Raw genomic sequence first — 26612 nt, 5'->3', positions numbered from 1 at the left:
CGATGAAGGGATTTTTACAGCGGGTATTCACCAAGCGGCGCGAAACCCCGATCACCTATGACGAAGCCAAGGAAATGGCCGCCAGCCCGGATGCCAATGTGCGCGGCAAACTTGCCCAGCGCCATGACACCCGGCCCGAAATCCTGTATTTCCTGGCATCTGATAATGATTCCTCGGTGCGTCGTCACATTGCGGCCAACGAAGCAACGCCGATTCAGGCCGATGTCCTTCTGACCGATGACGTCGATGACAGCGTCCGTGGCAGCCTTGCTGAAAAAATCGCCCATCTTTCGGCGGGTCTGACCCCCAACGAAACCGACAAATTGCGCCGCATGACCTATGAGGCGCTCGACAAGCTCGCACGTGACCAGGCCGTGCATGTCCGTCAGGTCATTTCCGAGACGCTCAAGGATATTGCCGAAGCCCCGCAACCAATCATTCAGCAGCTTGCCCGCGATGCCGAAAGCGTCGTTTGCGGACCTGTCCTTCAGTATTCCCCGGTCCTGACCGAAGAAGATCTTCTGGAAATTATTGAAGGCAGTTCTGGTCGCGGGGCGCTCAGCTTTGTGTCACGTCGGCGCAATGTCGGCGAAAAGCTTGCCGATGCCATTGCTGCAAGCAGCGACAAGGATGCGATTTCGCACCTTCTTGGCAACAAATCCGCACAAATCCGTGAAGAAACGCTCGATCAGCTGATTGACCGTGCACCGGATTATCCGGAATGGCACCAGCCGCTGGTCAACCGTCCGAAACTGCCGCCGACCGCAGCCGGGAAACTTGCCCGATTTGTCGCCGAAAACCTGATCAGCGTTCTGGAACGGCGCAAGGACCTTAAAAAAGATCAGCTTGAAGCCGTTCGCGAAGTGGTTCAACGCCGTATCGCATCTGGCGAGTTTGAAAAACGCGACGACGCCGCCGAAAACGCACCATCGGTCAAAAACAAAAAAGGCGAAAAAGCCCAACCGGCTTCTGCGAGCGACGCCGCGTCAAACGAAGAAGCAGAAGAAGACGGCGAACCGGCCTTTGAAAAGGCCCTTGCCCTTCATGCAAAGAAAAAACTGACCGATAAGGAAGTCGCCAAGGCCCTTGCGGCCAATGACGTCAAATTTGCCCGCGCATCGCTTGCGGTTCTGGCCGGTATTCCGCCAGAAGCCGTAACCAAGGTTCTGAATACACATTCGGCAAAGGGTGTCGTTTCACTGGCATGGAAGGCCGGCCTGCCGGCTGATCTTGCGGTGAAGATTCAGGTCAAGCTTGGTCACGTACCGCCAAGCCAGACCCTTAATCCACGCAACGGCAACCAATACCCGCTAAGCGAAGATGACATGAACTGGCAGCTTGAATTCTTTACCGGTATGGCGACCACCGGGCTGCGCTAACATCACCCCGTTGCGGGTGCTGATTTCCATATAATCTGATTATCGGGACGCCTAGTCCGTGACCGGGCGTTCCATACAGATATGGGGAATGCCGTCTTCTTCATAGACGTTGCCAAACTGAACAAATCCAAGACTTTGATAGAATGACTTCAGGTAAAGCTGCGCATTCAGATAGATCGGCTTGCCCCCGAATTCCTGCGCGCAAACATCGATCGCACGGGCCATAAGGGTACGCCCGATCCCCTGCCCGCGCAGTTTTTCGCTTGTGACCACCCGCCCGATGGCTGGACGGTCGCCCTGTTCGGCATGTCCCGGATCAACACCGGGCGCAACAATGCGTGCTGCGGCCAGAACGTCACGCCCGTTTGTGGCCTTGTCAACAGCCAGAAGATGGGTGCAGAGCGGATCAAGGCCATCAATTTCAGGAAAAATGCAGTCCTGTTCGATGATAAAAATCTGCTGACGCAATTGCAGCAGACTGTGAACCTGGTGGGGCGTCATCGCGTCAAAATGGCAAACAATCCATTCCAGATCGCTGGAAGTCCTGGTCATCGATATTTCTTTCAAAAGGCAGGGTAAATCAGGTGTGGCATGTGAACGTGGCGCTTGGTGGCAATACCATCACCCCATTGTCAGGAAACCGTTTTTTCAATGAAATAGATAAAGACATCGTCTTCCTGATCCGAAGAAATCAGACGATTGCCGGTCATTTCACAAAAAGACTTCATATCCGCAACGGATCCGGGATCCGTTGCCAGGACTTTCAAAACGCCCCCGTCCGGCACATCACGCAGGGATTTCTTCGCCTTAAGCACTGGCATGGGACAAATCAATCCTCGTGCATCGAGAATTAGATCAAATTTATCACTTGAAGATGACGACATGAACGACCTTATAAAAAAATCGGAAATCGGTCTGATATAGCGCCAATTGGCGATTGTTGCATTTGCACAATATGTTAGACTGAAAAACAACAATCAATCAAACGCTGTTAGCCTGCCCGCAATGCAAATCTATCTCCCTATTGCCGAAATATCGGTAAATATATTTCTGATTTTGGGACTGGGCGGCGGAGTTGGCTTTTTGTCCGGCCTGTTCGGCGTTGGCGGCGGTTTTCTGATTACCCCGCTTTTGATTTTTTATGGCATTCCCCCCGCTGTATCTGTGGCGACAGCCGCGAACCAGATTGTCGCATCGTCGGTGTCCGGCGTGTTTGCGCATTGGCGCCGTGGCAATGTTGACATCAAGATGGGCCTTGTGCTGCTGGCGGGTGGTATTGTCGGGTCGACGGCTGGTGTCTGGGTCTTTGCCTGGTTGCGTTCACTGGGTCAGATCGACCTTGTTATTTCTCTTTGCTATGTCATCTTCCTTGGCATTATCGGCGGGATGATGTTGCTTGAAGCAACCCGGGCAATTTTCAGAACCCGGCGCAAAGGCCCGATCCGTCGATCGAAAAAGCACCAGCACAGCTTTATCCATGGCCTGCCCTTCAAGATGCGGTTTTATCGTTCGGGCCTGTATATCAGTGCGCTTTTGCCACTGGCCGTCGGGTTCTTTGTCGGCATGCTGACCGCCCTGATGGGGGTTGGTGGCGGCTTTGTCATGGTTCCGGCGATGATTTATCTGCTGGGCATGCCGACCGGGGTTGTGATCGGAACATCGCTGTTTCAGATCATCTTTGTCACGGCCAACGTTACCTTCCTGCAATCGGTTCAGACCCAGACGGTTGACGTTGCACTGGCCATCCTGCTTCTGATCGGTGGTGTGATCGGCGCCCAGTTCGGCGCCCAGTTCGGTGCGCGGCTCAAGGCGGAACACCTGCGTGCGCTTCTGGGGCTGCTGGTTTTGTCGGTATGCCTCAAACTTCTGTTTGATCTGGTGATCGAGCCTGACGAACTTTATTCCATCATGCCGGGGGATCTGTGATGTCCCTATCGGCACGGTTTATCGCATCGATCTGTCTTTCGGCATTCGCCGTCATTGCGACTAGCACACCAATGAAACGCGCCTTGGCCGATCCGCTTGTCGTGGATTTGTCAAACCATCTGGTGGCGATCACCACCGGCTTTACCGGCACTGATGTGCTGTTATTTGGCGCAGTCCAGAACGAAGGCGATGTCATCGTAACCGTGCGCGGCCCTGATCAGGACATGGTTGTCCGTCGCAAGGAACGTAAAGTCGGCATCTGGGTGAATGCTGAAAGCGCGCGCTATAAAAATGTTCCGGCCTATTATGCCAGCGCGTCCAATCGCCCGATGGATATCATCGCCCCGCAAAACATTCTTCAGGATTACCGTATCGGCTTGGACAACCAGCGTTTTATCGCCGTGTCCGACAATCCTGATGCCGATCAGAAAGTCTATCGCGATGCGCTGGTTCGCAACATGCAGAATGCCGGTTTATTCAACCAGCGTCCCGCGAAAATCAGCTTCCTGTCAAACCAGCTGTTTCGAACCGACATTCATTTCCCGGCCAACACCCCGACCGGGACATATACGATCAATGTCTATCTGATCCGTGATGGTCGTATCGCCAGTGTAAAGACCACGCCGCTGGTTGTTTCCAAAACCGGGGTCAGTGCCGAAGTCTATGAATTCGCTCATCGCTATTCGGCGCTCTATGGCATTATTGCGGTGATCATTGCCGTCATTGCCGGCTGGATCGCCAGTGTGGCATTCCGCAAACGCTAGTTCGCGGTTCCATCGGCTCCACCTGCTCCAACGCCGATTTGGGCATTCTCATCTCCGCACTTTCACGGTCTGCAACAACGCATGTGCAGCATGATTTATTGTGCGCATGCACAGTATGAAACTTTCCCGATTGCGATAAAAACCACTTGGAAACCGTGCCGGATTTACGGCACACTTGATGCAACATGCTCTAATATCCGGGTGATCCATTGCCCCACGCAACCATGCATCAGACCCGGCACAGGAAACTATTCAGAGAACCCATATGACGTCATACGATGCCGATCAGGAACTCCGCGCCACGTCCAACCGAACATTTCTTGTTGTGATTGATGACAGCGATGAAATGACCAAGGCGTTGCGTTATGCATGCCGCCGCGCGCAACATACCGGCGGCCGCGTTGCCCTGCTTAGCGTCATTGAACCGGCCGAATTCCAGCACTGGATGGCGGTTGGTGACCTGATGAAGGAAGAAGCCCGCGAAGAAGCCGAATCACGGGTCAATGAACTTGCCGCCTATGTGCATGAACAAACAGGCACAATGCCGCTTCTGTTCATTCGCGAAGGCCGTCTCAAGGACGAGTTGCTGAACCTTCTGGAAGAAGAAGAACAGATTTCCATTCTTGTTCTTGCCGCTGGCACCACATCCGAAGGCCCGGGGCCACTGATCACGGCACTGACCAAAAGTGACACTGTCGGCCAGCTCCGCCTGCCCCTGACAATCGTCCCCGCCGCACTGTCCGAAGCCGACATTGACGCGTTAAGCTGATTTATCAGCGCCTGTCGTGGATCGGTAAATTCATCCGACGTTTTCAGCCGGAACGGCAATGCATTCCTCAAGGAACTGCATATAGGCATCAAAGGATGATTTTTGGCCAAACAGGATATGTGACCGGCTTTTGATTGCGTGCGAGACAACGGATCGGCGGCGTTTGTCCGTTGCGAGTGTCAGGGCGGTATCAACGTAATCCGCGGAATGGTAGGCGACGCAATCAAACACCGATATCTGGCGGTAACAGGTGTGGCTGCGACGCGACCGTGCGGCACTGCCCGGCAATGTCACCAGCGGCACACCAAGACCCAGGCAATCAAAGGCCAGCATTGCGTCATTCCATGCCGGACTTTCAAGAACCACATCCACCGCGCAAAGCAGCGACAGCAAATCGGCGCGGCTGCGCACATTGACAAACCGCATGCGCCCGGCGACATCGGCATAGTTCACGGCAAAACGTCGTCCCCATGCCGCATCCCAGCTGTCGCGTTCCGGTGCAATCAGCAACAGCTCAGCCGTTTCATCAAGACGCAGGATTTCCGCAATCAGCGGATCAAAGTCGGCCGTCAAAACATCAAGCGGCTGCGGACACAGATAGGTGTTTCTGTCCTGTGCCAAACGCCAAAGCCGTTGCAGTTCCGTCGGCGTCATATCGACATTTTCGGGCGGTGTCGCATTAACAAAAAGTCCCGGCAACCGGATCAGTTTTTCACTGAACCGTTTTTCGCCGCCGGCCGTTTCCCAGTCTTCGGCGATCAGGTGATAGTCAATATTTGAAAGACCACTGGTCGCGGCAATCCCGCCACCGGAAATTTGCACCGGTGCCAGACGCCAGCTTGCCAGCAACATGGTATAGGCATCGGCCTGCGGATCGGCATAATGCAACACATCAAGATCAAGCCCGGAAATCACCCGTGCCGAATGCAGCGGATCAAGCGGCAAGGGCACGACCAGATCGGCATGTTCGTCAATCCGCGACGTAATATCGTCTTCGCCGGTCGGCGGACGGATCACCGTGACATCAAACCGGTCACGATCAATCGCATTAACAAGCCCCAAAATCCAGCGACCAATCCCGTTATCACACATATTGGCCGACACGATCCCAAGGCGGATCTTGCCCCCTTGCCGGGGTTTGCCGGGATCAACATGGGGAACATCATAGCCCGAAACCAGCCGCTCCCAGTAATGCCCGACGGCGCGCAACTGCTTGTCACCTTCCGGACGCAGGGCCGCACGCCAGACCGGCGGGAACCGCGTCAGGATTGCCGGGTCAATGCGATCGGATGCGACAAAGGCCAAATCGGGTTCAATGGCATCGTCATCAAGTGTGTCATCGAGCAGATCACGAATGACTTCGTCATTCTGGGCCGCAATATTGGTTGGAACCGGTGCAAACAACAAACGACGTGCGGTTCGAAACAGTGCGGTGTTTTCACCGGCTGCGATTTTGCGGTCGATACCGTTTTGCAAAACAGACTGGGCTGATGCAGTGTCGCCTTCTTCAGCAAGTTCGACAGCCAGTCTGAAAACCGCGTCATCACCGCCACCAGCCCCGATGGCGGCCCCGAACCGTTCGACGGCTTCGCTATGACGGCCGACAAGACTTAGCGCCTCGCCCATCATCAGCAGCAATTGGGGATCATTCGGATTGGCCGCAACAAGCGGTTCAAGCGCACCGATTGCCTCGGTCCCCTGTCCTACCCGCAAGTTAAGGCGCGCCAATGTGCGCCGTGCTTTGGCATCATCGGGATCAAGGGCAAGAACCTGACGCAAACAATGCTGTGCACCGGCAAATTGGCCAAGTCGGAACAAGGCATCACCATATGCAGTCAGGGCACGCTGGTTTCCCGGCTCCAACGTCAGGGCGCGGCGCAAAGGTTCGCTTGCCGATACCGTGCGTCCCTGATCAAGCCGGATCTGGCCGATCAGCACCAGTGCATTGACAATATCATCGCGCATTTTAAGGGCGGTCAAACAGGATGTCTCGGCACCGGGAATGTCGCCCATCGCATAAAGACATGCGGCATAGTTGGCGTGAATTTCGGCAATATCCGGGGCCAGTTCCAGCGCGTATTCATAATTTTCGCGCGCATCCTGCAATTCATCGAGTTGCCGGTAAGTATTGGCGATATTGCAATATAGCGCCGGTGCATCCGGACACAGCCGAATGGCCCGCTTGAAAGCGCCAACAGCTTCGCGCAATTTGCCGATCGCCTTTAAGGCCTGCGCGTGATCATGTTGAATTTCCGCACTGTTGGCATCGGCTATTGCCGCCCGCCCCATCCGTTCCGCCGCAAGAGTTTGATTTCCCTGTCGGGCTGCGACCAGGCCAGCCAGATGCATGGCTTCTGCGGCTTGTGGATAGGCATGGATCAGCTTGCGGCAGGCTTCTTCTGCCTCCGCCAGCTGGCCTGCTTCATACAAGCCCAACGCAGTTCGGTAAGGAGCGTCAAAATCAGACAAGGAATACCTGTTGCGATAAATAGTGCGATTACCGGCCACCATAAGGGCCAAGCGTTAACAAACCACGTCTTTGCCACAAATAATCGGCCCTGACCATGCCCGGCCGATCAAATCTGTAACGCGTTTAAGGAATATGCGTCACTTTCTGAAGTCGGAATAAACAAGATTAAAATAATTACCTGAAAACAAACAAAAATCCCCCGAACTACAGTCGGGGGATTTTTCAGGAAAATCATCACGCGGTTATCTTTGCGCCTGAAACGGCACTTCAAGCCGTCACTCAAAACCGGAAACGGCCCCTATACCCGGTTGGCATAATAACGCCCGAACCGGTTCGAAAGCAGATCATCCAGACCGACTTCTTCCTGCCGGACATAACCGGAACCGGGCAATTTGGACGTCATCACCATATCCATCACTGCGCAAAGCCCCGCGGATGTCGTGATCTGGATCGCGGACCATTTTTTGCCACCGATTTCTGTGCCATGCACCTTGCGGATAAAGTTTTCTTCGCACAGCTCGCCATTGCGGGTCCCGACGGCATCGGCAAAGATTACAATGACATCCTGCTGGGTTACCGGCAGGGCATTTTCAAAGATTTCCTTCATCATGTCGGGACGTTCGCCAAGACGCAGATCTTCGATCAGGATTTTCAGGATTTCCTGATGCCCCGGATACCGCACGGTCTTGTAATCAAGGTTATCCACCTTGCCTTCGAGCATGTCACAAAGCGCCCCAACCCCGCCCGATGTGTTGAAGGCCTCATATTCCGTGCCATCAATGGTGAAGCGTTCATAACCTTCAAGCGGCAAGACTTCGACACGCTTGCCATTGAGGATCGCCTCGCACGGATTAAGATATTCATTGATCAGGCCATCAGTTGACCAGGTCAGGTTATATTTCAAACGGTTGGTCGGGTTTTGCGGCAATGCACCGACGCGCAGGCGCAACTTTTTAACCGTATCAAACCGTTTGAACAGATCATGGGCGGCGATTGAAATGAATCCCGGCGCCAAACCACATTGCGGTACGAACGCACCAGCCGCACCTTTGGAAATTTCACGAATAGCACGGGTGGTTTCGACATCTTCGGTCACATCGAAATAGGATGCCCCAACCGCGCGTGCGACGCGGGCAATCGCAACATTAAGATAGAACGGGCATGTCGACAAAATGGCGTCGTGCCCGGTTGCCACGTCGGTCAGTGCGGCCTCATCGGTAACATCGACCTTGATCAGGGTTGCCGCATGATCCTGGGCACAAAATTCAAGCATTTCGCCATTGGCATCGGCAAGCGTCACCGCATAGTCGCCACTTTCATTGAGCATGACTGCCGCCATGCGGCCGATTTTGCCCGCACCAAGAATCAAAATCTTTTTCATTTTCTCTCACTCCCGACTGAACTGACACCTTTGCGATGGATGTCGTTGCTGCCCTGATAACGTTTTGTTGTTTACCCCTTGATGCTCCGCCGCTGGACTAACGCTTGCAACCCGGCAATACTGTCAAAACAATTGAATAACCCGTCATTTTTATGGGTATCACCGATGAAACGTCGCCTTGATGAAACCGATCGCCGTCTGATCGCCAAATTGCAGGAAAATGCCCGCATTCCGACTGCCGCCCTTGCACGCGAAGTCGGCCTGTCGCGCAGTGCCGTTCAGGAACGCCTCGAACGGCTGGAAAAATCACAAACCATTACCGGCTATACGGTGCAGCTTGGTGATGCGGCACGCCCGGTTCTTTTGGCCGAAGTCATGATCCAGCTTGAACAAAAACAGTCTGCGGGCGTGGTCGGTGCCTTGCAGAAAATACCGCATTGCATTCGGTGTCTGGCGATATCGGGGGAATATGATCTGATTGCCGAAGTTGCCGCCGACACACCGGAAGAACTCGACGGTGTGCTTGACCGGATCGGCGGGCTTAGCGGGATAAAACGCACTTCAAGTTCAATCATCCTTTCAACCAAGTTCGATCGCCGCTAAGATGCCAGTTGAGGTTGGGGAACCTCTTGTCAGAAAGAAAACCGAGTGACATCCAAACGCAGATATTCTGTCCTTTCTGTTCTTCTTGCCAGTTTTATCGGCACCAGTGTCTTTGGCGTTGGCCTTGCCCTTTATGTCGGCCTTGGCACGGCCTATGAAAACACCCGCAATCTTTGGGTTATGCTGGCCGATATCGACCTGACATCGGTTCAGCGCACCATGCATGAACGCATGAGCGAAGTTGACGAACGGTCCAACTGGGTCGCCCGACAGGTTGCCGATGGCAATCTTGATCCAAGCTTCCAGTATGGCTGGACCAACGCCATGCGGGCGCTGGCGGCAGCGGATATGGATGTGATGGCCTATGGTCTGGTAACCGGTGATCGGCAATTTATCGGCTTTAATCCCGATGATATGAGCGAAATACGCCGCACCCTGCCCCAGGATGACATGCTGTTTTCGGAACTGGCGCAAATTCGTGGTCCGGTCGCCAACCGCACCGGTTTCCCGCGCTGGGATCCGTATTTCAATCGCACGGTCCTGACCAGCTGGGTACCGCTTTTTTATGACGGGCACTATCTTGGTACCTTCATACAGTATCTGTCGCTGTCCAATTTGTCAGAAAGCCTGATTCGCGGTCGTGAAGATTTGCCCGGAACGCCATTTATCCTGATCGGTGGCAATCGCGTGATGGCCCATCCCGATTTGCGCGACTGGGGTGAAAATACCGCCAACAAGCTGATCAACGGGGCCGATATTGCCCGAAGCCCGATTCCATTGCCGACCATCCATGATATCGGCGATCCGGTTCTGGCCAATATCGGCAAGTCCGAACGCATCAGGACCGACGAAAAGGATGCCCGCCAGAATACCGGGCTGCGTCTGGCAGGGCTTGAAGTTGATGGCAGATACCATCTGATCGTCACCCGTCAGGTTCTTAATGCGCCGATCTCGCCGGTCATCATCGGCATGCATTTCACCGAAGAATTGTTTGACGATGAATGGGACAGGCTTGTTCTGGCCTCGATCCTGGGTGGCGGGGTGTTCATTCTGGCTGTTATTGTTGCGATCATACTGTCCAAACAATTCACCAAACCGATCCGCCGGTTTGCAGCCGCCGCGCGCGCATTTGAAGATGACGACATCGCATCAATCGATGTGCCGCAACTGTCGGGCAGCCGTATCCGTGAATATGACGATGCGGCACGATCGTTCAATCACATGATGATGGCGGTTCATGACCGCGAACGCATCACAAGCCTGTTTGGTAAATTCGTGCCCCAATCGATTGCCAAAAAACTTCTGGCATCGGGAAATGATTCCGGGGTCCTGCCGCCGCAACAATCCGAAGCAACGGTTCTGTTCATCGACATTGCCCATTTCACATCCATGTGTGAAAGCCTGCATCCGAACCAGATCATTGCAATGCTCAATGATTACTTTGATTGCGCAACGCAGATTATCGAATCACATGGCGGCATCATCACCCAGTTTCAGGGGGATGCGATCCTTGCGGTCTATAACGTGTTTGATGACCTTGAACATCACGCCGATGCCGCACTCGACAGCGCCATCGCCCTGCAAAACGAAGTCTCGAACCGCACCTTTGAAGGGTTGAACATTCAGGTGCGCTGCGGGGTGAATACCGGAACAATGGTGGCCGGGAATGTCGGGGCCAAGGCACGCCTGTCCTTTACCGTGCATGGGGATGCGGTCAATACCGCATCGCGCCTTGAACAGGAAAACAAGGTACTGGGCACGCGCATTCTCATTTCAGACAGCACACGCAACCTGCTGACCGATCCGAACCGCGTCGTCAAGGCCGGTGATGTTCTGTTGCGGGGCCGTCACAGCAAAACCGAACTGTTCACCACAAACGGGTAAGCAGCCCCCACACACCATCGATAAAAAAGGCGACCGCAATATTGAAACTGCGGTCGCCTTTAATTTTGCCATCGTGACAAATATGAAAAAACAAAACGCCGCATTGGGTGAACCGATGCGGCGTTTTGTAAAACCTTTGAGAACAAGGTACCGGGAATTAACCCTGGCGTGCCTTGAAACGCGGGTTCTTTTTATTGATCACGTATACGCGGCCACGGCGGCGCACGATACGGCAGCCTTTTTCCCGCAGCTTCGCGGATTTCAATGAGTTCCGGATCTTCATAATCTTAAACCTTAGAAACTTGGCCCCTTCGAGGAAGCCGGAAAATAGAAGTACGACATGCCCCTGTCAACACTAAAAACAGGTTGCGGCGACAGAAATTGGAACAAATCCCGTCAAAGTCGCCTGCAGCAGTCTGAAACCTGAGCGATCAGTTGATCGTTGCGTAGAACCGATAAAAGGCCAGCGAGCCATTTTCAAGCATTTTTACGCGATTCATCCACATTTCCATCTCTGGAAGCAGATAATCCATCACATCGGGGTCCAAACCGCTTTTCTGAATATCCGACAGCATGGTCATCCAGGCCTGTTTGATATGCACAAGATGGGTTTCCGACTCATCCTTGGCGATGCGGATATCAAATTTGAGCTGTCCCAGACGGGATTTGTATTCCTGTGCAGTCCAGGGGAAAAGATCATCCCCTTCGAGCTTGGCCCATTGCGCAAGCCCGTCCTCGTCAAGATCGCGGGTCAGGACATAGTCGGTCAAAAGAATCTGGCCCTGTTCGCGCAACGTCCCGGCCAGTTCGCCCAGAAACGTCTCTTTGCCCGGCACCTTGTAAAGTTCGCCAAACGAATAGACGACGTTGAAATAGCCTTTGCGCAGTTCGGGTTTTTCGGGATCGAATTTCTGAACGGGGACCTTTTTCTGCACACCGGCATGAACTGATCGCTCCATCCCCAACAGTGCCAGTTCCCCATCCTGCTCATAGGCGGTTACCCAAACGCCAAGTCGGTCCGCCAGAACACGCGCAACCCCGCCAAGCTTTGCCCCGATTTCAAGACAGCTGAGTGTTTCATCAAGCGCAAGCGGCTTTGCGAGTTCAAGGGCGTAATCATGCCCGCCCGGGATCATGATCCCGTGATCAAACAGCTTGTCATAAAGCCTGATTCGCTCGGGTGGCCACCGCCCGATTTCGTCATCAAGATCAAGTTCGCCCAGTTCCGGTTCAACCGGACGCGCCAGCCACACACGCATTTTGCGCAGCCAGTCGGCATAGGCGTCTATTTCAAGCTGAAGCAGATAATATTCAACCGGGTCGTCATAGCCTTCCCACTTGGCACGCAAACGGGTCCCAAGGCCAAGATGATGCCCGGGCGGCATCTCGAATTCGGACGCAGCCCCCTGCCCGCCATCTTCGGACAGTTCGCCGTCATCGTCGGCTTTGCGTTGCCAAAATTTGAGTTTCAAGACGGCTACCTGCTTATTCGAAATGCGCGCTTACGTGATTCTTGCAAAATATGACAAATAGGCAAAAGTGACAACGTGTTAAGATTTCAATCATATGATTGCACCCGTCACCGCCGGCAGTAAAATCCACGCTGGCTGATCGCGCGCACCGGAACGTTTGTCAGGACAGGAATCTACATAAGACATGAACAAGGATCGTCTTGGCATCTATTACAGCATGCTGAACATTGCGCCAGGCGCGAGCGCAAAGGAAATCAAGCTCGCCTATCGCAAACTGGCATTTGAATATCATCCGGACCGCAATACCGATCTTGATGCCGAAGAAAAATTCAAAGACATCACCGAGGCCTATGAAATCCTGATTGGTGAACGCAAGCCCCCTGCACAGCCGTCGGGCAGCAACACCAGTCGGCCTAATGACGGCACAAAGGGCAAAACAGCCGCGTCTGAAAAGCCAACCGCATCCGGCTATGGCCCGAATGCAGCCGGTGCGCAAAATGCAAACCGCACCAGACAAGGCTTTGCCGGAACCGGTCGCAAACAGGAAAAGACCAAGACCGGTACGGACGAAAAAACCGCCCGCGCCAATCAGGCCTATCGCGAACAGCAGGCCAAAACCGGCACGCGCAAAAGCAACATCCATCCCGGCGCCCGGCGCCATAACCGCAAAAAAGCCGATAGCAACGCCCAGGGCTTCATCGCCTGTGCGGCAACCGGTGTGGTTTCGGCCCAGCCAAGACAGGTCGAATTCAAGATCGTTCGCGGTTTCCTGAATTCCTGCAAAACCGAAACGCTTACCGCCAATCTGGCCCCCAAGGGGGCAAAGCGGATGGCGCTTAAGGCAAGTTTCATTACATGGCTTCGCGGATTCTGGGGATGGCGCAGCATCGTCCCGGCATGGAAAGCCATTCTTGGCAACATGCGCGGCGGCACCTTCCCGCCCGAAGGCAACGCCAAAATGCTGTTTGCCCATGCCAATGCCTTTGAACGTGCCGGCAACAAGCCGCTTGCCCGCGCAGTATTGATGCAGGCGCTTGATTTCATCGGCACCAACAGATCGGTTCTTGCCGAACAAATCCGTGCCAGTTTGCGCCGTCTTGAAGATGGCAGCCCAACCCGGCGTGTCCGCGATGAATGGAAACGCGCAGGGATGCTTGATGCACTTTTGCATCTGAGCCCGTTATTTGTTCTGATTTTTGCAGGCCTTCTGGCATTTGGCCCGGGTCAGGGATTTGTCACCCGCGAGATCCCCGAACTGGTGGCAAAACAGGGCAGCCAGATCACCAAGCAGGTCAAACAACTGATCGGTGAGGATCGCGATCCCTATTATGTTGATCGCGAACTTCTCAATATGCGCGACGGGCCAAGTGTGAATAACAAAATCATCCGCCGCCTGACGCGTTTTGAAACGGTTTATATTGCCGGTGACAGTCAGGGTTTCTGGATTGAGGTTGAAACCACGATTGGCGAAAACGGCTTTGTGAACCTTGATGCACTGGTTCCGGGCAACGGATCGACTGCGCGCGATAACTGGTGTGCTACAAACAAATGCGACTGACCGAAACATTCCGGTCAGTCGCACAACAGACTTCTAATCTGTAGGTCCCGTTTACGCCCAGGCGGGCACTTATCCCTTGGTCGGGATCGCTTTCAAGGCCGCAAGAAGATAATCCCAGAAACGTGCGACACTGGGCACATGGACGCATTCATCCGGGCTGTGCGCGCGCTTGATGGTCGGGCCAAACGAAACCATGTCCCAATGCGGGTATTTCGCACCAAGAACACCGCATTCAAGACCGGCATGGATCACGCGAATTTCCGGATCCTTGCCAAACAGGTCGCGATGCACCGACTTCATCATTTCGACAACTTCGCTATTGGCATTGGGTTTCCAGCCCGGATAGGCATCCCCCCACGCAACATTCGCCCCGATCAGCTCAAATACCGCAGTTGCCGCTTCGCGAATGGCATCACGGGCCGAATTGATCGAACTGCGCGCAGACAAGGTCACCTTGGCCGTGCCGTCCGCTACCTTGACGATCGCCAGGTTGATCGACGTCTCAACCACCCCTTCAACCGATGTGCTCATGGCCTGGACACCATTGGGGGCACCGACACAGGCATTGTTGAATTTCTTTGAATCGGCTGCGCTCATTGCCGTTTCCGGCAAATCGGCATCTTTCGATGCAATCGCGAAATTCGGCTCAATCGCGCCAATTTCATCACGGACATCGCCGGCAAATGCCTTAAGCGCGGTATCAAATCCGCCAATCTTGCTTTCGGGCAGAACAATGGTGGCAAAGGATTCACGCGGGATGGCATTTCGCGCCGTACCCGCATTGACCGCGACAATCCGGGCATCAAAATCGCGAATGGCCGTGCGCAGGAAACGTGCCATCAGCTTGTTGGCATTGCCCAGACCAAGAATGATATCGATGCCTGAGTGCCCTCCCTTAAGCCCGGTCAGCGCAATGTCGCGGGCCACATATCCGGCACCGATTGCTTCGGGGCTGTAATTGAAGGTCGCAACAAGGTCTCCCCCACCGGCACACCCGACACACAGTTCATATTCATCTTCGGTATCAAGGTTCAGAAGGATTTCACCCTTAAGACGCCCCGGCTCCAGATTCATTGCACCGGTCAGGCCGCGCTCCTCGTCGACCGTAAACAGCAATTCAAGCGGTCCGTGCTCAAGCCCGTCTTCGGTCATGAAGCCCATCATGGCAGCAGCACCAATACCGTTATCGGCACCAAGGGTGGTGTTGTCGGCCGTGATCCAGTCCCCGTCCATCTGCATCCGGATCGGGTCCGTGTCAAAATTATGGGTCGAACCGGAATTGGCCTGGGTGACCATATCCACATGCGCCTGAAGGATCGTCATTTTGCGATCTTCGTAACCCGGTGTTGCCGGAACACTGATCACAAGGTTCTGGCCACTGTCACGGAAATGCGAAAGCCCCTTGTCATCCGCCATTTTTTCAAGCAGCCGAAGCACTGCTTCTTCCTTGGTTGACGGGCGTGGCGTATCACAAAGTTTCTGGAAATTTTCCCAGATTGCGACCGGCGCAAGTTTGCTGATCTCGTTCACGGTGGCGCTCTCCTGTTTGATCTGTTCAGTGTGTTTGAACTGAATATTGTCGGTTATGCGGTTTCGCGGGTTCTGACTGTTGATTACCCTATCACCGGCCGAATTTAAAGGGCATCTACGTGTTTTTACGCAACGCGCAACCAAACCGGCAAAAGGCCTTGGCCCATCGCAGAAAACGGCTCAAACCCGGCGTCTGGCGCAAATTGCTGCTGTGCTAATCAACACCAACCGTCGTGCTGCGCCGTTGCAACAGCATGACATCGCGCCACTGCCCGGCCATCGGACCGTATCCCATACGGCCGAGTCCGCGACGCAAACCGACTTCGGTAAATCCGTGCCGTTTATGAAGTGCGATACTTGCGATATTTTCCGGAAAAATACCGGCCTCAAGCGACCAGATACCTTGGGCCTCGCTTGCTGCAATCAGGGCACCAAGCAACGCGGTTCCGATCCCCTTTCCCTGAGCATCCGGATCGACATAGACCGATATTTCGGCAACACCGCGATAAACACAGCGACTTGAAACCCCGGACAATCCGGCCCAGCCAACAACCCGGTCCGTTTGATCGCAAGCAACCAGACGGCATTCATTCAAATGTCCGCTATCCCAATCATCCCATGTCCCGGGCTGATCCTGAAACGTTGCGTTTCCGGTGCGGATCCCGCGCCCATAAATCTCGATCACAGATGCCCCGTCTTGCGGGGTCATGGCACGGACAATCATGCTTCGTTCTCCTGATCGTCAATGGTGTGGCACCATAGGACGGGTCAAATCGCAACAACCTGTCGCTGGAAAAGAAAAAGCACCAATCGCGCACGTGATCAAGTCCGCCGTCAAAGGCGGCTGCGCGAAACAGCCCCTAGTTTTCAGGATCACGTTCAAAGGTTTTGAAAATCATGCGATCGCGGCCGGCATCCTTGGCCTCATACATTGCTTCATCGGCCAGTGCCATCGCATCGGCCAGATCAACAGACTTGTGCCGGCCTTCACCGCCAACGGTGGCCCCGAAACTTGCCGTCACCTTGACGAGTTCCTTGCTGCCCTTGGATACCGGAACTTCAATCGCGCGGATCATATTTGACAGACGTTCACCGATCCGTTTCGTCACCGCCGCTGTTGCAGATGGCAAAAGAACGGCAAATTCTTCACCCCCGAGACGCACAACAAGGTCATCGTCGCGCAGGGCCTGACGCAGGGTTTCGGCCACCTTTTCAAGCACCCGGTCACCAATCGCATGTCCATATGTGTCGTTGATGTCCTTGAAATAATCCAGATCAAGAATGATCAGACCAAAGACCCAGCTTTTATCCTTAAGATGGCGAATTTCGCGCAGGCGACTGACCGCAATTTCAAAGCCGCGCCGGTTAAGGGCACGTGTCAGCGGATCGGTTGATGCAAGGGTATCAAGCATCTGCTCCTTGCGCTTGTGATCGGTGATATCGGTCGCCGACACCATGATCCCGCCGCCATCCATCATATTCATACGAATGTCGGCCAAACGCCCGGACGGGGTTTGCATTTCATCAAGTGTCGAATGACCGTGCCCGTTCAGCTTCATCCGCGCACAGCATTCATAAAGTGCCGATATATCAAATGCCGGTGCATCGCCATCGGTATTGGGGACACCGAACATCCTGGCAAATTCATAATTGTGATTGATGACATGCAAATCTTCGTCAAGCATCGCCACCGCCGATGGCACAAGCCGGATCACCTCGGTCACGGCATGTTCAAGACTTGCCTTTGCACGCACAAGTTCGTCATTCATTTCGACTTCGTCGCGCACATCATGCGCTGTCGTCAAAACAGCGGGCTTGCCATCGTGCCACAAAATGCGCTCGTCCGTCAGATCGCGCCAGACGGAACTGCCATCATCAAGAATGTCGCGTACCCGGTGACGATCGCCGTGACGTTCCCCGCTTAGGATACCGGCAACATGTTTAAGGGCGCGCGGGCGGTTTTGTTCGGGGATAAACCGCAAAACATTGGGATTTTCCATGAATTTGCTGGCATTTTCCGCCCCCATCAGATGGGCGAACGCATCATTGACATATAATGCCGTCATGTTGCGATGAACCATGACCCCGATAAAGGACCGCCCCAGCATGTGATCAACCTGCATGGCGGTTGTGCCATTGTCGATCATTTGCGCTGTGGTCAGGACCGCATTGCCCTGATCCCATTCCACGGTTTCGTCGCTGATTTCCATCCAGACCGGGGTGCCGTCGGTACGAATGTTATAGACCTTCTTCCAGCCGTGAAATCCGTTGCTTTCCTGGAACCCTTCGGCCAGCTTTTCAGCTTCGTGGTGGAAACTTGGCGGGATATACTGACGCATGTCAGGTTCGCTCATGAAATCCTGGACATCACGGCGCCCCAACATCTTCGCATAGGCATCATTGACATACACAGCCTGCAAGTCCTTGTGTACGACAACTCCTACGCGTGATCGTCCATACAGACGTGCGATTTCTGTTGGCTCGAACCGCATCAACGTCTTGTTTCCCCCGAAACCCTGAAATCCAAAACCACACGATATGCCACCATGCAGCTTGATTGGTGCCTTAAATACTACAACAGTTCAGGTATAATTAAAACCGAGGGATGCCCTACCTATCCCTACGAACACCCCGCAAACAGCAGGTTCAGGCCGCCCACCACCTTGAGATTCACCAAATACATACATAAGAATAAAAAAATATTACCATGAGTTTAGATTGTCTTAGATCACTCTCCTTTTACATTGTACACCCTTTAGCCTGATATACGGACAATGACCGAACAAAAACACGCACGCCCACGACAATTTCACATTCTTGACCAAAAACGCGGCTGGGATGGATATTTCAAACTTGATGTCTATCGGCTGCAACATGACAAATTCGATGGCGGCAAAAGCGCGGTCCTTGAACGCGAAGTTCTTGAACGCGGTCATGCCGTCGCACTTCTGCCATATGACCCGGTGCGAGACGAGGTTGTCCTGATCGAACAGTTTCGCCCCGGCACCCTGTCGGTCCAAAACCATTATCCCGACATGCCGGTCTGGCTGACTGAAATTGTTGCCGGCATTATCGAAGACGGCGAAAACGCAGAAGACGTCGCACGCCGCGAAACGATCGAAGAAGCCGGTTGTGAAATCATCGGCCCGCTTGAACTGATTTCGCGATATTATGTCACGCCGGGCTGCTCAAGCGAGACAGTGACCATGTATTACGGGCGGGTCGATACATCCAAAGCCGGTGGCATTCACGGTCTTGCAGAAGAAGGCGAAGACATTCGCGTCTTTACCGTCAGTGCCGATGAATGCTTTGCCATGTTGCAGAATGGACAACTCTGCAATGCAACAGCGACGATTGCCGTACAATGGCTTATGCTTCATCGCGACCGCATCCGCAGAGAAGCTGGCGTCTAGGGGATTTTCCGGATATTCGGAGATATGATATATTTCACACAAACTTTGCGTTGTAATTTTCAAACCATCTTGACTTTTGTGTAATAAAGCCCCAATCAACAACTAATCAAATTTTGAACTCACCACGTTTGGAGTCTGTCATGGACATTCGCAATGGCACCATCGAAGCCATTGGCCGCACCCCGCTTGTGAAACTGAAAAAGGTTTCCGAGCTGACGGGTTGCACCATTCTTGGCAAGGCGGAATACGCAAACCCGGGCGGCTCTGTCAAAGACCGTGCGGCTCTTGCCATCATCCGCGACGCAGAGGCCCGCGGCCTTTTGAAACCGGGCGGCGTTATCGTCGAAGGTACGGCCGGCAATACCGGTATCGGCCTTGCTGTTGTCGGCAATGCCCTTGGCTATCGCACCGTTATCGTTATTCCGGAAACCCAGAGCCAGGAAAAGAAAGATCTTCTGCGTCTTCTGGGTGCAGATCTGCGCGAAGTTCCGGCCGTCCCCTATCGCGATCAGAACAACTATGTTCACGTATCGCGCCGTCTGGCCGAAGAACTGGCAAAAACCGAACCCAATGGCGCAATCTGGGCCAACCAGTTTGACAACGTTGCCAACCGTCAGGGTCATATCGACACCACGGCCCCCGAAATCTGGGAACAGACCGATGGCAAGATTGATGGCTTTATCTGTGCTGTTGGTACCGGCGGCACGCTTGCCGGTGTGTCGATGGGCCTGAAAGAGCGCAACAAGAACATCCAGATCGGCCTTGCTGATCCGATGGGTGCAGCTCTTTACAGCCACTATAAATTTGGCGAACTGAAATCCGAAGGCAGCTCGATCTCCGAAGGGATCGGCCAGGGCCGCATCACTGCGAACCTTGAAGGCATCGAGATTGACCACCCGTTCCAGATTTCCGACGAGGAAATGCTGCCGATCGTCTTTGACCTGCTTAAGGAAGAAGGCCTGTGCATGGGCGGTTCGACCGGGATCAACATTGCCGGTGCGGTGCGGCTTGCCCGTGAACTCGGCCCGGGCAAAACCATCGTCACTGTTCTGTGTGATCTTGGTACCCGATATCAGAGCAAACTCTGGAACCCGACTTTCCTTAAGGAAAAAGGTTTGCCGAGCCCCGACTGGCTCTAGGACCATTTGATGTCTGAAACGCAAAACCCCGCCAGAATATCCGGCGGGGTTTTGTTATAAGTGCGCGAATTTTTCCGCCATCAGGTCGCATCGACCAGTTCACCCTTTACGGCATTTCCACCGGCACCCTGACCGCGATCACCCGATGCCTTGGCGGCCAGCCGCCACAGATGAATACCGCATAGTAATGCACAGAACAGCAACGCCACGGCAAATCCCGCCACCGCGTTCCATCCTCCGTGATCCCAGAACCATCCGCCAACCGATCCCATGATGCTTGATCCCAGATAATATGCCAGAAGATACAGCGACGATGCATGGCCCTTTGACGTTTCGGCAAGACGACCGACCCAGCCACTGGCAATCGAATGGGCAACGAAAAAGCCGCTGGTCAAAACCACAATGCCGCCAATGATCCCGCCCAGACTGTCAAGCATGGTCAGAACAACACCAAGCCCGGCCAGCAGCACACCAACCACCAGCACCGGCCCGCGGCCCAGCCGGTCGGAAAGCGCCCCGGCAATCGAAGACATCACCGACCCGCACAGATAGACAACAAAGATCAGGCCGATCTGACTTTGGCTCATGCTATAGGGTTCATCAGAAAGCCGGAACCCGACATAGTTAAATACCGTGACAAAACACCCCATGGCAAAGGCGCCAATCAGAAACACATATGGCAGGCCCGCATGTTTGAGATGCCCGCCCCAGGCCCGCAGGTGATAGCGCACCTGAAATCCCGGACGCCGGACAAAGTTGCGCGATACCGGCAACAAAACAGCAAAACCAAGGGCCGCAAGCAAACCGAACGCCCCCATCGCACCAAGGGCCGTATGCCAGCCAAACATGTCGGTCAAAAAACCGATCACAACGCGGCCACTCAAGCCCCCGATTGCGGTTCCGCTGATATAGATGCCCATCGCCATGCCAAGCCCCTTGGGATCGATTTCTTCGGCCAGATAGGCCATGGCAACCGCAGGCACACCTCCAAGAATAAGCCCCTCAAGTGCGCGCAATACCAGAAAGGCATGCCAGTCTGACAAAAACGGCGCAATCAGGTTCAGTATCGATGCCACACACATTGACACCAGCATCAATTGTTTGCGCCCGGCGGCCTCTGATACCGCACCGGCCAACAAAATGGCAAAGGCCAAAAACCCGGTCGTCAGTGACAATGCCAATGAACTTTCCGCCGGTCCGACACCAAAATGACTGGCCAGTTCCGGCAAAAGCGGCTGCACGCAATAGATCAGGGAAAAGGTCGCATAGCCTGCAAGGAAAAGGGCAACACTGATACGGCGGAATGCCGCCGATCCCGGACTGATCCAGACCGGTTCGGATGACATTTGCGCATTGGTGGACGCGAGCGGGCTTTCAGCACATTGGGGGGACGTGCTGTCATTATCCGCCGTATCAGCAGCGACGTTTGAATGTGGCTCAGGTTTTTGATCCCGAGAAACAGACATTTGCGACCTCTTTTGGAAGGGTTCGTGGGGTGTGCTTATGATTGCATTCCACGCGCCATCCGTCCAATATATGAAACAGTCATTTTTGATATGTTTTGGATATACCACCAATGGAACTGCGCCATATCCGTTACTTTCTGGCTGTTGCCCGCGAAGGCAATTTTACCCGTGCAGCTGCGCGGATCGGCATCGGTCAGCCCCCGCTTAGTCAACAGATCCGCGATCTTGAAACCGAAATCGGTACCGCCCTTTTTCATCGTGTGCCCCATGGCGCCGAACTGACCGAGGCCGGGGCGGCATTCCATGACGTGGTCGCTCAATTCCCCGACCTGGCAGAACGGGCCATTCGTGCTGCCCGTCGCGCCGGGCGCGGTGAAACCGGCACCATCCGGGTTGGCTTCACCGCATCGGCGGCCTTCAGCCCGTCGGTTCCCGGTGTCTTTCGCGATTTCAGGCGTGCCTTTCCGGCCGTTGAAATGACGCTGGAAGAAAGCAACTCGGCCCAGCTTGTCACCCGGCTTAAGGAAGAACAGCTTGATGCCGTTTTCCTGCGTCAGGATGCTATTGCCGATGACGGCATTCGTCTGCATGTGATTTCGTCCGGTCCGATGGTTGTGGTGTTGCCTGCCGGGCATCCGGCGGCAAAACGTGATAAAGTCTCACTTTCTCAATTGCGCGATGATGCCCTGATCCTGACCCCGCGCGATGTCGGCCCGACACATTATGACAAGGTGGTCAGTGCATGCCGCAATGCCGGGTTCGAACCCCAAATGGGCCAGATCGCCCCGCAGCTTGGATCGGTCATCAACTTTGTGGCGGCAGAACTTGGTTTTTCACTGGTGCCCAAACCCATGACACAGCTTCAGGCCAATGGCGTTGTTTATCGCGAAATTGATGGTGAAGTCCCGATTGCCGAATTGTCGCTGGCCTATCGCAGCAACGACATTTCCATCGCCCTTCGCAATTTCGTCAGCCGCACCCTTGCCGCCCATCGGTCATTTTCCGAACCCGACGCGGATTGAGCCATAACAGGACTGGCAAGACGATGATTTCGGGCTAGATTAATGCCAACTGTGAAATCAGGCGCCCCGCAAATGCGATGTTGGCGCCAAACCGAAAGTCTGGCTGATGCTACGATATTCCCTTCTTGATCTTTGCCCGGTGAATGCGGGCGAACATCCCTCTGATGCGCTTCGCAATACACTTGATCTTGCCCAACATGCCGAAAAGCTTGGCTATCATCGCTATTGGCTGGCCGAACATCACAATATGCCCGGCATTGCCAGTGCGGCGACCTCGGTCGTGATGGCCCATGTGGCGGCGGGCACCAAAACCATCCGTGTCGGTTCGGGTGGCGTGATGTTGCCCAACCATGCGCCGCTGGTGATTGCCGAACAGTTCGGAACCCTTGATGCACTGCATCCCGGGCGGATTGATCTGGGCATCGGTCGCGCACCGGGCACGGATCAGCGCACCGCCGCGGCCCTTCGCCGTGACATGCACGGGTCCGAAGAACGCTTTATTCAGGATGTATTGCAGGTTCAGGCGTTCCTCGCCCCGCTCGAAGGCAATCCGCCGATCCGCGCCGTTCCGGGCTATGGATCCCAGGTCCCGATGTGGCTTTTGGGAAGCAGCCTGTTTTCGGCTGATCTTGCCGCGCGTCTTGGCCTGCCCTTTGCCTTTGCATCGCATTTTGCGCCTGACATGCTGATGGATGCGCTGTCGCTTTATCGTCACCGGTTCGAGCCAAGCGAACAGCTTGATAAGCCCTATGCCATTGCCGCCATGGGATTCTTTGCTGCTGACACCGACGAGGAAGGCGAATATCTGGCGACCTCGATGCAGCAGCAATTCCTGAACCTGCGGCGTGGCACGCCGGGTCAGTTGCCCAAACCGGTCAAGGATATGAGCGAAATCTGGAACCGGGTTGAAAAAGCAGGCGTTGATCACGCCATGCGTTATGCCGCAATTGGCGGGCGTGACACGGTTCGCAAGAAATTGCGCGAATTTGCCTATATGACCAAGGCCGATGAAATCATGGTTACCGCCAACATCTATGATCAGGCCGCGCGTCAGAAATCCTTTGCCATTGCCGCCGAACTGTTTGGCGAAATGAACGCACAAGGCGACAACAAAGACTGCGCCTGATCACGAATTTACGCAATGCGATCAAGCACATCAAAACGCCGGGCTCCTTCCGAACCCGGCGTTTTGATTTCATCATACGAAATACCAGATTTCCACTACTTGCGCTTGCATCATAGCTCGGACAATATGCGCATCCCGTCGACGTCATCGACGGCAGCCCCATTTTTTCAAAAGGTTATGGTGCGCCACCCATGAGCGACTTTTTGTTGGCCGCGTTGCCGATCGCAACCATCCTGTTTCTGATGATCAAGATGAACTGGGGGGCTGCGCGTGCCGGCGCGGCTGCGTGGTTTGTCACCGCCGTCATCGCCGTGTTTTTCTTTGGCGCACCAACCGACATGCTCGTCATCGCCCAGGCCAAGGGCGTGATGCTGGCACTTTATATCCTTTATATCGTCTGGGCGGCCCTGATCCTTTACTTCGCGGCCGAAGAAGCCGGTGCGATCAAAACCATCGGGCGTGCCATCCGCTCACTGACCGATGATCGACCGCTTCAACTGCTTATTCTCGGCTATGTTTTTGCAAGCTTCCTGCAAGGGGTTGCTGGGTTCGGCGTTCCGATTGCCGTGGTCGCACCATTGCTTTTGGGCATGGGCTTTTCGCCGGTGCTGGCGGTTGCTGCCCCCATGATCGGTCATAGCTGGTCGGTGCTGTTTGGCAATATGGCAACTTCGTTTGAAGCATTGATTGGTGTAACGGGTATTCCGGGCACCGAACTGACCCATTATTCGGCGATCCTGCTTGGCCTGTCCGGCTTTACTTGCGGGGCGGCAGTCTTGTGGCTTGATGGCGGTTTTCGCACCATTCGTCGGCGGATTGTCCCGCTGGTTCTGATTTCGGGCGTGATGGGCGTCGTGCAATATTGCATGGCCAATTACGGTGTATGGACGCTTGGCGGATTGACCGGCGGGATTGCGGGGCTTGTAACATCGATCATCGTCACCCGGTTCTGGAAATCCCATCCCGATGATGTCGCCGAGCAGGTTCATGATGATCATGCCCACATGCCATTGATCGAGGCGCTGACACCTTATCTGGTCTTTATCGTGCTGGTGACCGTGGCGACCTTTGCGCCGGGGGTTGAGGACTTCCTGGGCAAAGTCCGCTTCACCCTTGATTTCCCGGAAACATCGACTTCGCTTGGCTGGGCCATTGGTGCGGAAAGCGCCAAGGCGATTGCCATTTTCGGCCATCCGGGTGCGCTTCTGCTTTATACTGCGGCCATCAGCTTTGCCTTTTTCAAGCTGCGCGGTCGCTATGATGACGGGATTGGCAAGCGGATCTGGCAACGCACGCTCAAAAGCGGCCTTCCGACCAGTATTGGCATGGTGCCGGTCATCGGACTTGCCATCATCATGGATCATGCGGGCATGACCTATGCCCTTGCCGAAGGTGGTGCCGCGATCTTTTCCGGTGCCTTTGCCATCGCCTATCCGGTGATTTCACCGGCAATCGGCGCGCTTGGTGCCTTCATGACCGGCAGCACCAACAATTCCAACGTGGTGTTTGGCATGTTCCAGCGTCACACTGCCGAACTTTCGGGGCTTTCCACGGCCCTGATCCTTGCCGCCCAGGCAACCGGGGCGTCGCTTGGCAGTATGCTGGCACCTTCCAAAATTCTTGTTGGCTGCTCAACTGTTGGCCTGTCTGGCAAGGAAGGCCCGGTGTTGTCGGTTGTCCTTAAAACCGGCGTGATCCTGACCGCGCTTTGCGGGTTTATGGCACTTGGAATATTGCTGATTACCACCATGTACGGGGGCGCATGACATGAAACAGAAACTGTTTAACCCGGTCTTTCTGGTTCTGGCATCAATCATTCTTCCGGTTGCCAGCTTCGAGGCAATGGTTATTGGCAGCATCGCTGCCAGCGATATCCTGTTTGCCCTGTTTTGCGCGGTCATGGCCCTGATCATTGTGCGCAAATAACAAACCCGCCGATTGAAAACCGGCGGGTCAGAATGACAACTGCATCCGTTCTTATGGACGGAATGTCGCCAGCTTCACCCCAAATGCGATGAATACCGCCCCCGTGGTTGCCTTGAGTACCCGCTGAAAACGGCCACTCCCGGCAAAACGGGTCAGTTTGGCCAGAAGCAGAATAATCGCCCCGAACCATACGGCATTGATCGCCGCATGGACACAGACCAGCATGAAGGCTGCTGAAATCGCCCCTTCTCCGGTCGGAATGAATTGCGGAAATGCCGCAAGATAGAAAATCGACACTTTCGGGTTCAGCGCATTGGTCAGGAACCCTTCACCAAACGCCATGATCAGGGTCCGCTTGCGTTTTGCCGGCGTGACAGGCCGCACCGTTTTCACCCCGCGCCATGCTTCGCGCAGTGCCTTGAACCCGACCCAGCACAGATAGGCCGCCCCCAGCAGTTTGACGATCATGAAAGCCTGTGCCGATTGCACCAGAATGACCGAAATACCCAATATCGATAAGGTACCGTGAATGTAAAACGCCGTGACAAATCCGGCGACATTGGCAAATCCGGCAGCACGCCCCGACGTCGGAACCGTTTTGGCGACCAGCACCCCGTTGGGGCCCGGCGACATCACCAGAAGCGATGTAACAAGTGCAAAACTTAAAATATGCGTCCAATCCATGGGGGGCTCCTTGCGTCGCGGTTGCGCGGGGTGGCTTGCGAATCTCGACTATAGCTCCGCCCCGTGTTCCGGCAAGAAAATGATTGTGACCATGACATTT

General features: G+C 54.5%; 24 protein-coding genes. 13 read left to right on the top strand and 11 right to left on the bottom strand.

Annotated features, from left to right (window positions below; genetic code table 11):
• Positions 1-2: 2 nt before the first annotated feature.
• Entirely contained in the window at positions 3-1379 is a 1377-nt protein-coding gene (locus WA429_RS11315) for a DUF2336 domain-containing protein (RefSeq protein WP_287466119.1), read from the top strand.
• Positions 1380-1430: 51 nt separating this feature from the next.
• Here the strand turns inward: WA429_RS11315 and WA429_RS11310 are convergent, their stop codons facing one another.
• On the bottom strand, positions 1431-1931 hold the full coding sequence (locus WA429_RS11310) for a GNAT family N-acetyltransferase (protein ID WP_287466117.1): 501 nt from the start codon (positions 1929-1931) through the stop codon (positions 1431-1433).
• Positions 1932-2011: 80 nt separating this feature from the next.
• Complete coding sequence (locus tag WA429_RS11305; protein ID WP_068519323.1) at positions 2012-2263, bottom strand: sulfurtransferase TusA family protein; 252 nt, start codon at positions 2261-2263, stop codon at positions 2012-2014.
• Between the two features lie 121 nt (positions 2264-2384).
• Between WA429_RS11305 and WA429_RS11300 the strand changes: the two genes are divergently transcribed.
• From WA429_RS11300 to WA429_RS11290, 3 genes are all read left to right on the top strand, one after another.
• Complete coding sequence (locus tag WA429_RS11300; RefSeq protein ID WP_228195331.1) at positions 2385-3305, top strand: sulfite exporter TauE/SafE family protein; 921 nt, start codon at positions 2385-2387, stop codon at positions 3303-3305.
• On the top strand, positions 3305-4069 hold the full coding sequence (locus WA429_RS11295; protein ID WP_068519322.1) for a TIGR02186 family protein: 765 nt from the start codon (positions 3305-3307) through the stop codon (positions 4067-4069). The genes WA429_RS11300 and WA429_RS11295 overlap by 1 nt, the downstream gene beginning before the upstream one ends.
• Before the next feature lie 265 nt (positions 4070-4334).
• Positions 4335-4838, top strand: coding sequence for a universal stress protein (locus tag WA429_RS11290; RefSeq protein WP_068519321.1), 504 nt, complete (start codon positions 4335-4337; stop codon positions 4836-4838).
• Positions 4839-4868: 30 nt separating this feature from the next.
• Here the strand turns inward: WA429_RS11290 and WA429_RS11285 are convergent, their stop codons facing one another.
• Together WA429_RS11285 and WA429_RS11280 are read right to left on the bottom strand one after the other, a co-directional pair.
• Positions 4869-7307, bottom strand: a complete 2439-nt coding sequence (locus tag WA429_RS11285) for a tetratricopeptide repeat protein (protein ID WP_336107351.1) — start codon at positions 7305-7307, stop codon at positions 4869-4871.
• A gap of 299 nt (positions 7308-7606) precedes the next feature.
• Positions 7607-8689: a saccharopine dehydrogenase family protein gene (locus WA429_RS11280; RefSeq protein ID WP_287466116.1), complete on the bottom strand. Its 1083-nt coding sequence runs from the start codon at positions 8687-8689 to the stop codon at positions 7607-7609.
• Between the two features lie 165 nt (positions 8690-8854).
• Between WA429_RS11280 and WA429_RS11275 the strand changes: the two genes are divergently transcribed.
• Positions 8855-9292 (top strand): Lrp/AsnC family transcriptional regulator, encoded by a 438-nt coding sequence (locus WA429_RS11275; RefSeq protein WP_068519319.1) that lies wholly within the window; start codon positions 8855-8857, stop codon positions 9290-9292.
• 45 nt (positions 9293-9337) lie between these two features.
• Positions 9338-11176, top strand: coding sequence for an adenylate/guanylate cyclase domain-containing protein (locus WA429_RS11270; RefSeq protein ID WP_287466115.1), 1839 nt, complete (start codon positions 9338-9340; stop codon positions 11174-11176).
• A gap of 157 nt (positions 11177-11333) precedes the next feature.
• On the opposite strand, the gene ykgO is transcribed toward WA429_RS11270, so the two are convergent.
• Positions 11334-11459, bottom strand: coding sequence for a type B 50S ribosomal protein L36 (gene ykgO, locus WA429_RS11265; protein WP_007090004.1), 126 nt, complete (start codon positions 11457-11459; stop codon positions 11334-11336).
• Between the two features lie 148 nt (positions 11460-11607).
• A complete protein-coding gene (locus WA429_RS11260) occupies positions 11608-12648 on the bottom strand; it encodes a methyltransferase domain-containing protein (protein ID WP_068519317.1) in 1041 nt (346 codons plus the stop codon).
• Positions 12649-12832: 184 nt separating this feature from the next.
• Here WA429_RS11260 and WA429_RS11255 point away from each other — a divergent pair, with 184 nt between their 5' ends.
• The gene (locus WA429_RS11255; RefSeq protein WP_287466114.1) at positions 12833-14206 is read left to right on the top strand and encodes a DnaJ domain-containing protein; all 1374 of its coding nucleotides are present in this window, start codon (positions 12833-12835) and stop codon (positions 14204-14206) included.
• Between the two features lie 69 nt (positions 14207-14275).
• Here WA429_RS11255 and WA429_RS11250 read toward each other — a convergent pair whose 3' ends face one another.
• The 3 genes from WA429_RS11250 to WA429_RS11240 form a co-directional block, all read right to left on the bottom strand.
• Positions 14276-15736 carry an aminoacyl-histidine dipeptidase gene (locus tag WA429_RS11250; RefSeq protein WP_287466113.1) on the bottom strand — a complete coding sequence of 487 codons (1461 nt, stop codon included), beginning with the start codon at positions 15734-15736 and terminating at the stop codon, positions 14276-14278.
• Between the two features lie 214 nt (positions 15737-15950).
• Complete coding sequence (locus tag WA429_RS11245; protein WP_287466112.1) at positions 15951-16460, bottom strand: GNAT family N-acetyltransferase; 510 nt, start codon at positions 16458-16460, stop codon at positions 15951-15953.
• A gap of 136 nt (positions 16461-16596) precedes the next feature.
• Positions 16597-18228 (bottom strand): diguanylate cyclase, encoded by a 1632-nt coding sequence (locus WA429_RS11240; protein WP_068519313.1) that lies wholly within the window; start codon positions 18226-18228, stop codon positions 16597-16599.
• Positions 18229-18510: 282 nt separating this feature from the next.
• On the opposite strand from WA429_RS11240, the gene WA429_RS11235 reads away from it, so the two are divergent.
• A complete protein-coding gene (locus tag WA429_RS11235; protein ID WP_287466111.1) occupies positions 18511-19149 on the top strand; it encodes an NUDIX domain-containing protein in 639 nt (212 codons plus the stop codon).
• 140 nt (positions 19150-19289) lie between these two features.
• Positions 19290-20288: a cysteine synthase A gene (locus WA429_RS11230; RefSeq protein WP_101246065.1), complete on the top strand. Its 999-nt coding sequence runs from the start codon at positions 19290-19292 to the stop codon at positions 20286-20288.
• Between the two features lie 80 nt (positions 20289-20368).
• Here WA429_RS11230 and WA429_RS11225 read toward each other — a convergent pair whose 3' ends face one another.
• Complete coding sequence (locus tag WA429_RS11225; RefSeq protein WP_336107343.1) at positions 20369-21754, bottom strand: MFS transporter; 1386 nt, start codon at positions 21752-21754, stop codon at positions 20369-20371.
• Positions 21755-21864: 110 nt separating this feature from the next.
• Between WA429_RS11225 and WA429_RS11220 the strand changes: the two genes are divergently transcribed.
• The 4 genes from WA429_RS11220 to WA429_RS11205 all read left to right on the top strand — a co-directional run bounded on the left by WA429_RS11220 (position 21865) and on the right by WA429_RS11205 (position 25828).
• Positions 21865-22776, top strand: a complete 912-nt coding sequence (locus tag WA429_RS11220) for a LysR family transcriptional regulator (protein WP_287466109.1) — start codon at positions 21865-21867, stop codon at positions 22774-22776.
• Between the two features lie 106 nt (positions 22777-22882).
• Complete coding sequence (locus WA429_RS11215) at positions 22883-23902, top strand: LLM class flavin-dependent oxidoreductase (protein WP_287466108.1); 1020 nt, start codon at positions 22883-22885, stop codon at positions 23900-23902.
• 191 nt (positions 23903-24093) lie between these two features.
• A complete protein-coding gene (locus tag WA429_RS11210; RefSeq protein ID WP_287466107.1) occupies positions 24094-25668 on the top strand; it encodes an L-lactate permease in 1575 nt (524 codons plus the stop codon).
• Between the two features lies 1 nt (position 25669).
• The gene (locus WA429_RS11205; protein ID WP_170310148.1) at positions 25670-25828 is read left to right on the top strand and encodes a hypothetical protein; all 159 of its coding nucleotides are present in this window, start codon (positions 25670-25672) and stop codon (positions 25826-25828) included.
• A gap of 51 nt (positions 25829-25879) precedes the next feature.
• Here WA429_RS11205 and WA429_RS11200 read toward each other — a convergent pair whose 3' ends face one another.
• Positions 25880-26512: a LysE family translocator gene (locus WA429_RS11200; protein WP_287466105.1), complete on the bottom strand. Its 633-nt coding sequence runs from the start codon at positions 26510-26512 to the stop codon at positions 25880-25882.
• Positions 26513-26612: the final 100 nt, after the last annotated feature.

The organism is Thalassospira sp. CH_XMU1420-2, assembly GCF_037029325.1.
GTDB lineage: Bacteria > Pseudomonadota > Alphaproteobacteria > Rhodospirillales > Thalassospiraceae > Thalassospira > Thalassospira povalilytica.
This window is presented reverse-complemented; position numbering and strand designations above follow the sequence as displayed.

Coding starts and splice junctions, on each gene's coding strand:
- WA429_RS11315 (WP_287466119.1), top strand. CDS start 3: ATGAAGGGATTTTTACAGCGGGTATTCACCAAGCGGCGCGAAACCCCG.
- WA429_RS11310 (WP_287466117.1), bottom strand. CDS start 1,931: ATGACCAGGACTTCCAGCGATCTGGAATGGATTGTTTGCCATTTTGAC.
- WA429_RS11305 (WP_068519323.1), bottom strand. CDS start 2,263: ATGTCGTCATCTTCAAGTGATAAATTTGATCTAATTCTCGATGCACGA.
- WA429_RS11300 (WP_228195331.1), top strand. CDS start 2,385: ATGCAAATCTATCTCCCTATTGCCGAAATATCGGTAAATATATTTCTG.
- WA429_RS11295 (WP_068519322.1), top strand. CDS start 3,305: ATGTCCCTATCGGCACGGTTTATCGCATCGATCTGTCTTTCGGCATTC.
- WA429_RS11290 (WP_068519321.1), top strand. CDS start 4,335: ATGACGTCATACGATGCCGATCAGGAACTCCGCGCCACGTCCAACCGA.
- WA429_RS11280 (WP_287466116.1), bottom strand. CDS start 8,689: ATGAAAAAGATTTTGATTCTTGGTGCGGGCAAAATCGGCCGCATGGCG.
- WA429_RS11275 (WP_068519319.1), top strand. CDS start 8,855: ATGAAACGTCGCCTTGATGAAACCGATCGCCGTCTGATCGCCAAATTG.
- ykgO (WP_007090004.1), bottom strand. CDS start 11,459: ATGAAGATCCGGAACTCATTGAAATCCGCGAAGCTGCGGGAAAAAGGC.
- WA429_RS11255 (WP_287466114.1), top strand. CDS start 12,833: ATGAACAAGGATCGTCTTGGCATCTATTACAGCATGCTGAACATTGCG.
- WA429_RS11245 (WP_287466112.1), bottom strand. CDS start 16,460: ATGATTGTCCGTGCCATGACCCCGCAAGACGGGGCATCTGTGATCGAG.
- WA429_RS11240 (WP_068519313.1), bottom strand. CDS start 18,228: ATGCGGTTCGAGCCAACAGAAATCGCACGTCTGTATGGACGATCACGC.
- WA429_RS11235 (WP_287466111.1), top strand. CDS start 18,511: ATGACCGAACAAAAACACGCACGCCCACGACAATTTCACATTCTTGAC.
- WA429_RS11230 (WP_101246065.1), top strand. CDS start 19,290: ATGGACATTCGCAATGGCACCATCGAAGCCATTGGCCGCACCCCGCTT.
- WA429_RS11225 (WP_336107343.1), bottom strand. CDS start 21,754: ATGTCTGTTTCTCGGGATCAAAAACCTGAGCCACATTCAAACGTCGCT.
- WA429_RS11220 (WP_287466109.1), top strand. CDS start 21,865: ATGGAACTGCGCCATATCCGTTACTTTCTGGCTGTTGCCCGCGAAGGC.
- WA429_RS11215 (WP_287466108.1), top strand. CDS start 22,883: ATGCTACGATATTCCCTTCTTGATCTTTGCCCGGTGAATGCGGGCGAA.
- WA429_RS11210 (WP_287466107.1), top strand. CDS start 24,094: ATGAGCGACTTTTTGTTGGCCGCGTTGCCGATCGCAACCATCCTGTTT.
- WA429_RS11205 (WP_170310148.1), top strand. CDS start 25,670: ATGAAACAGAAACTGTTTAACCCGGTCTTTCTGGTTCTGGCATCAATC.
- WA429_RS11200 (WP_287466105.1), bottom strand. CDS start 26,512: ATGGATTGGACGCATATTTTAAGTTTTGCACTTGTTACATCGCTTCTG.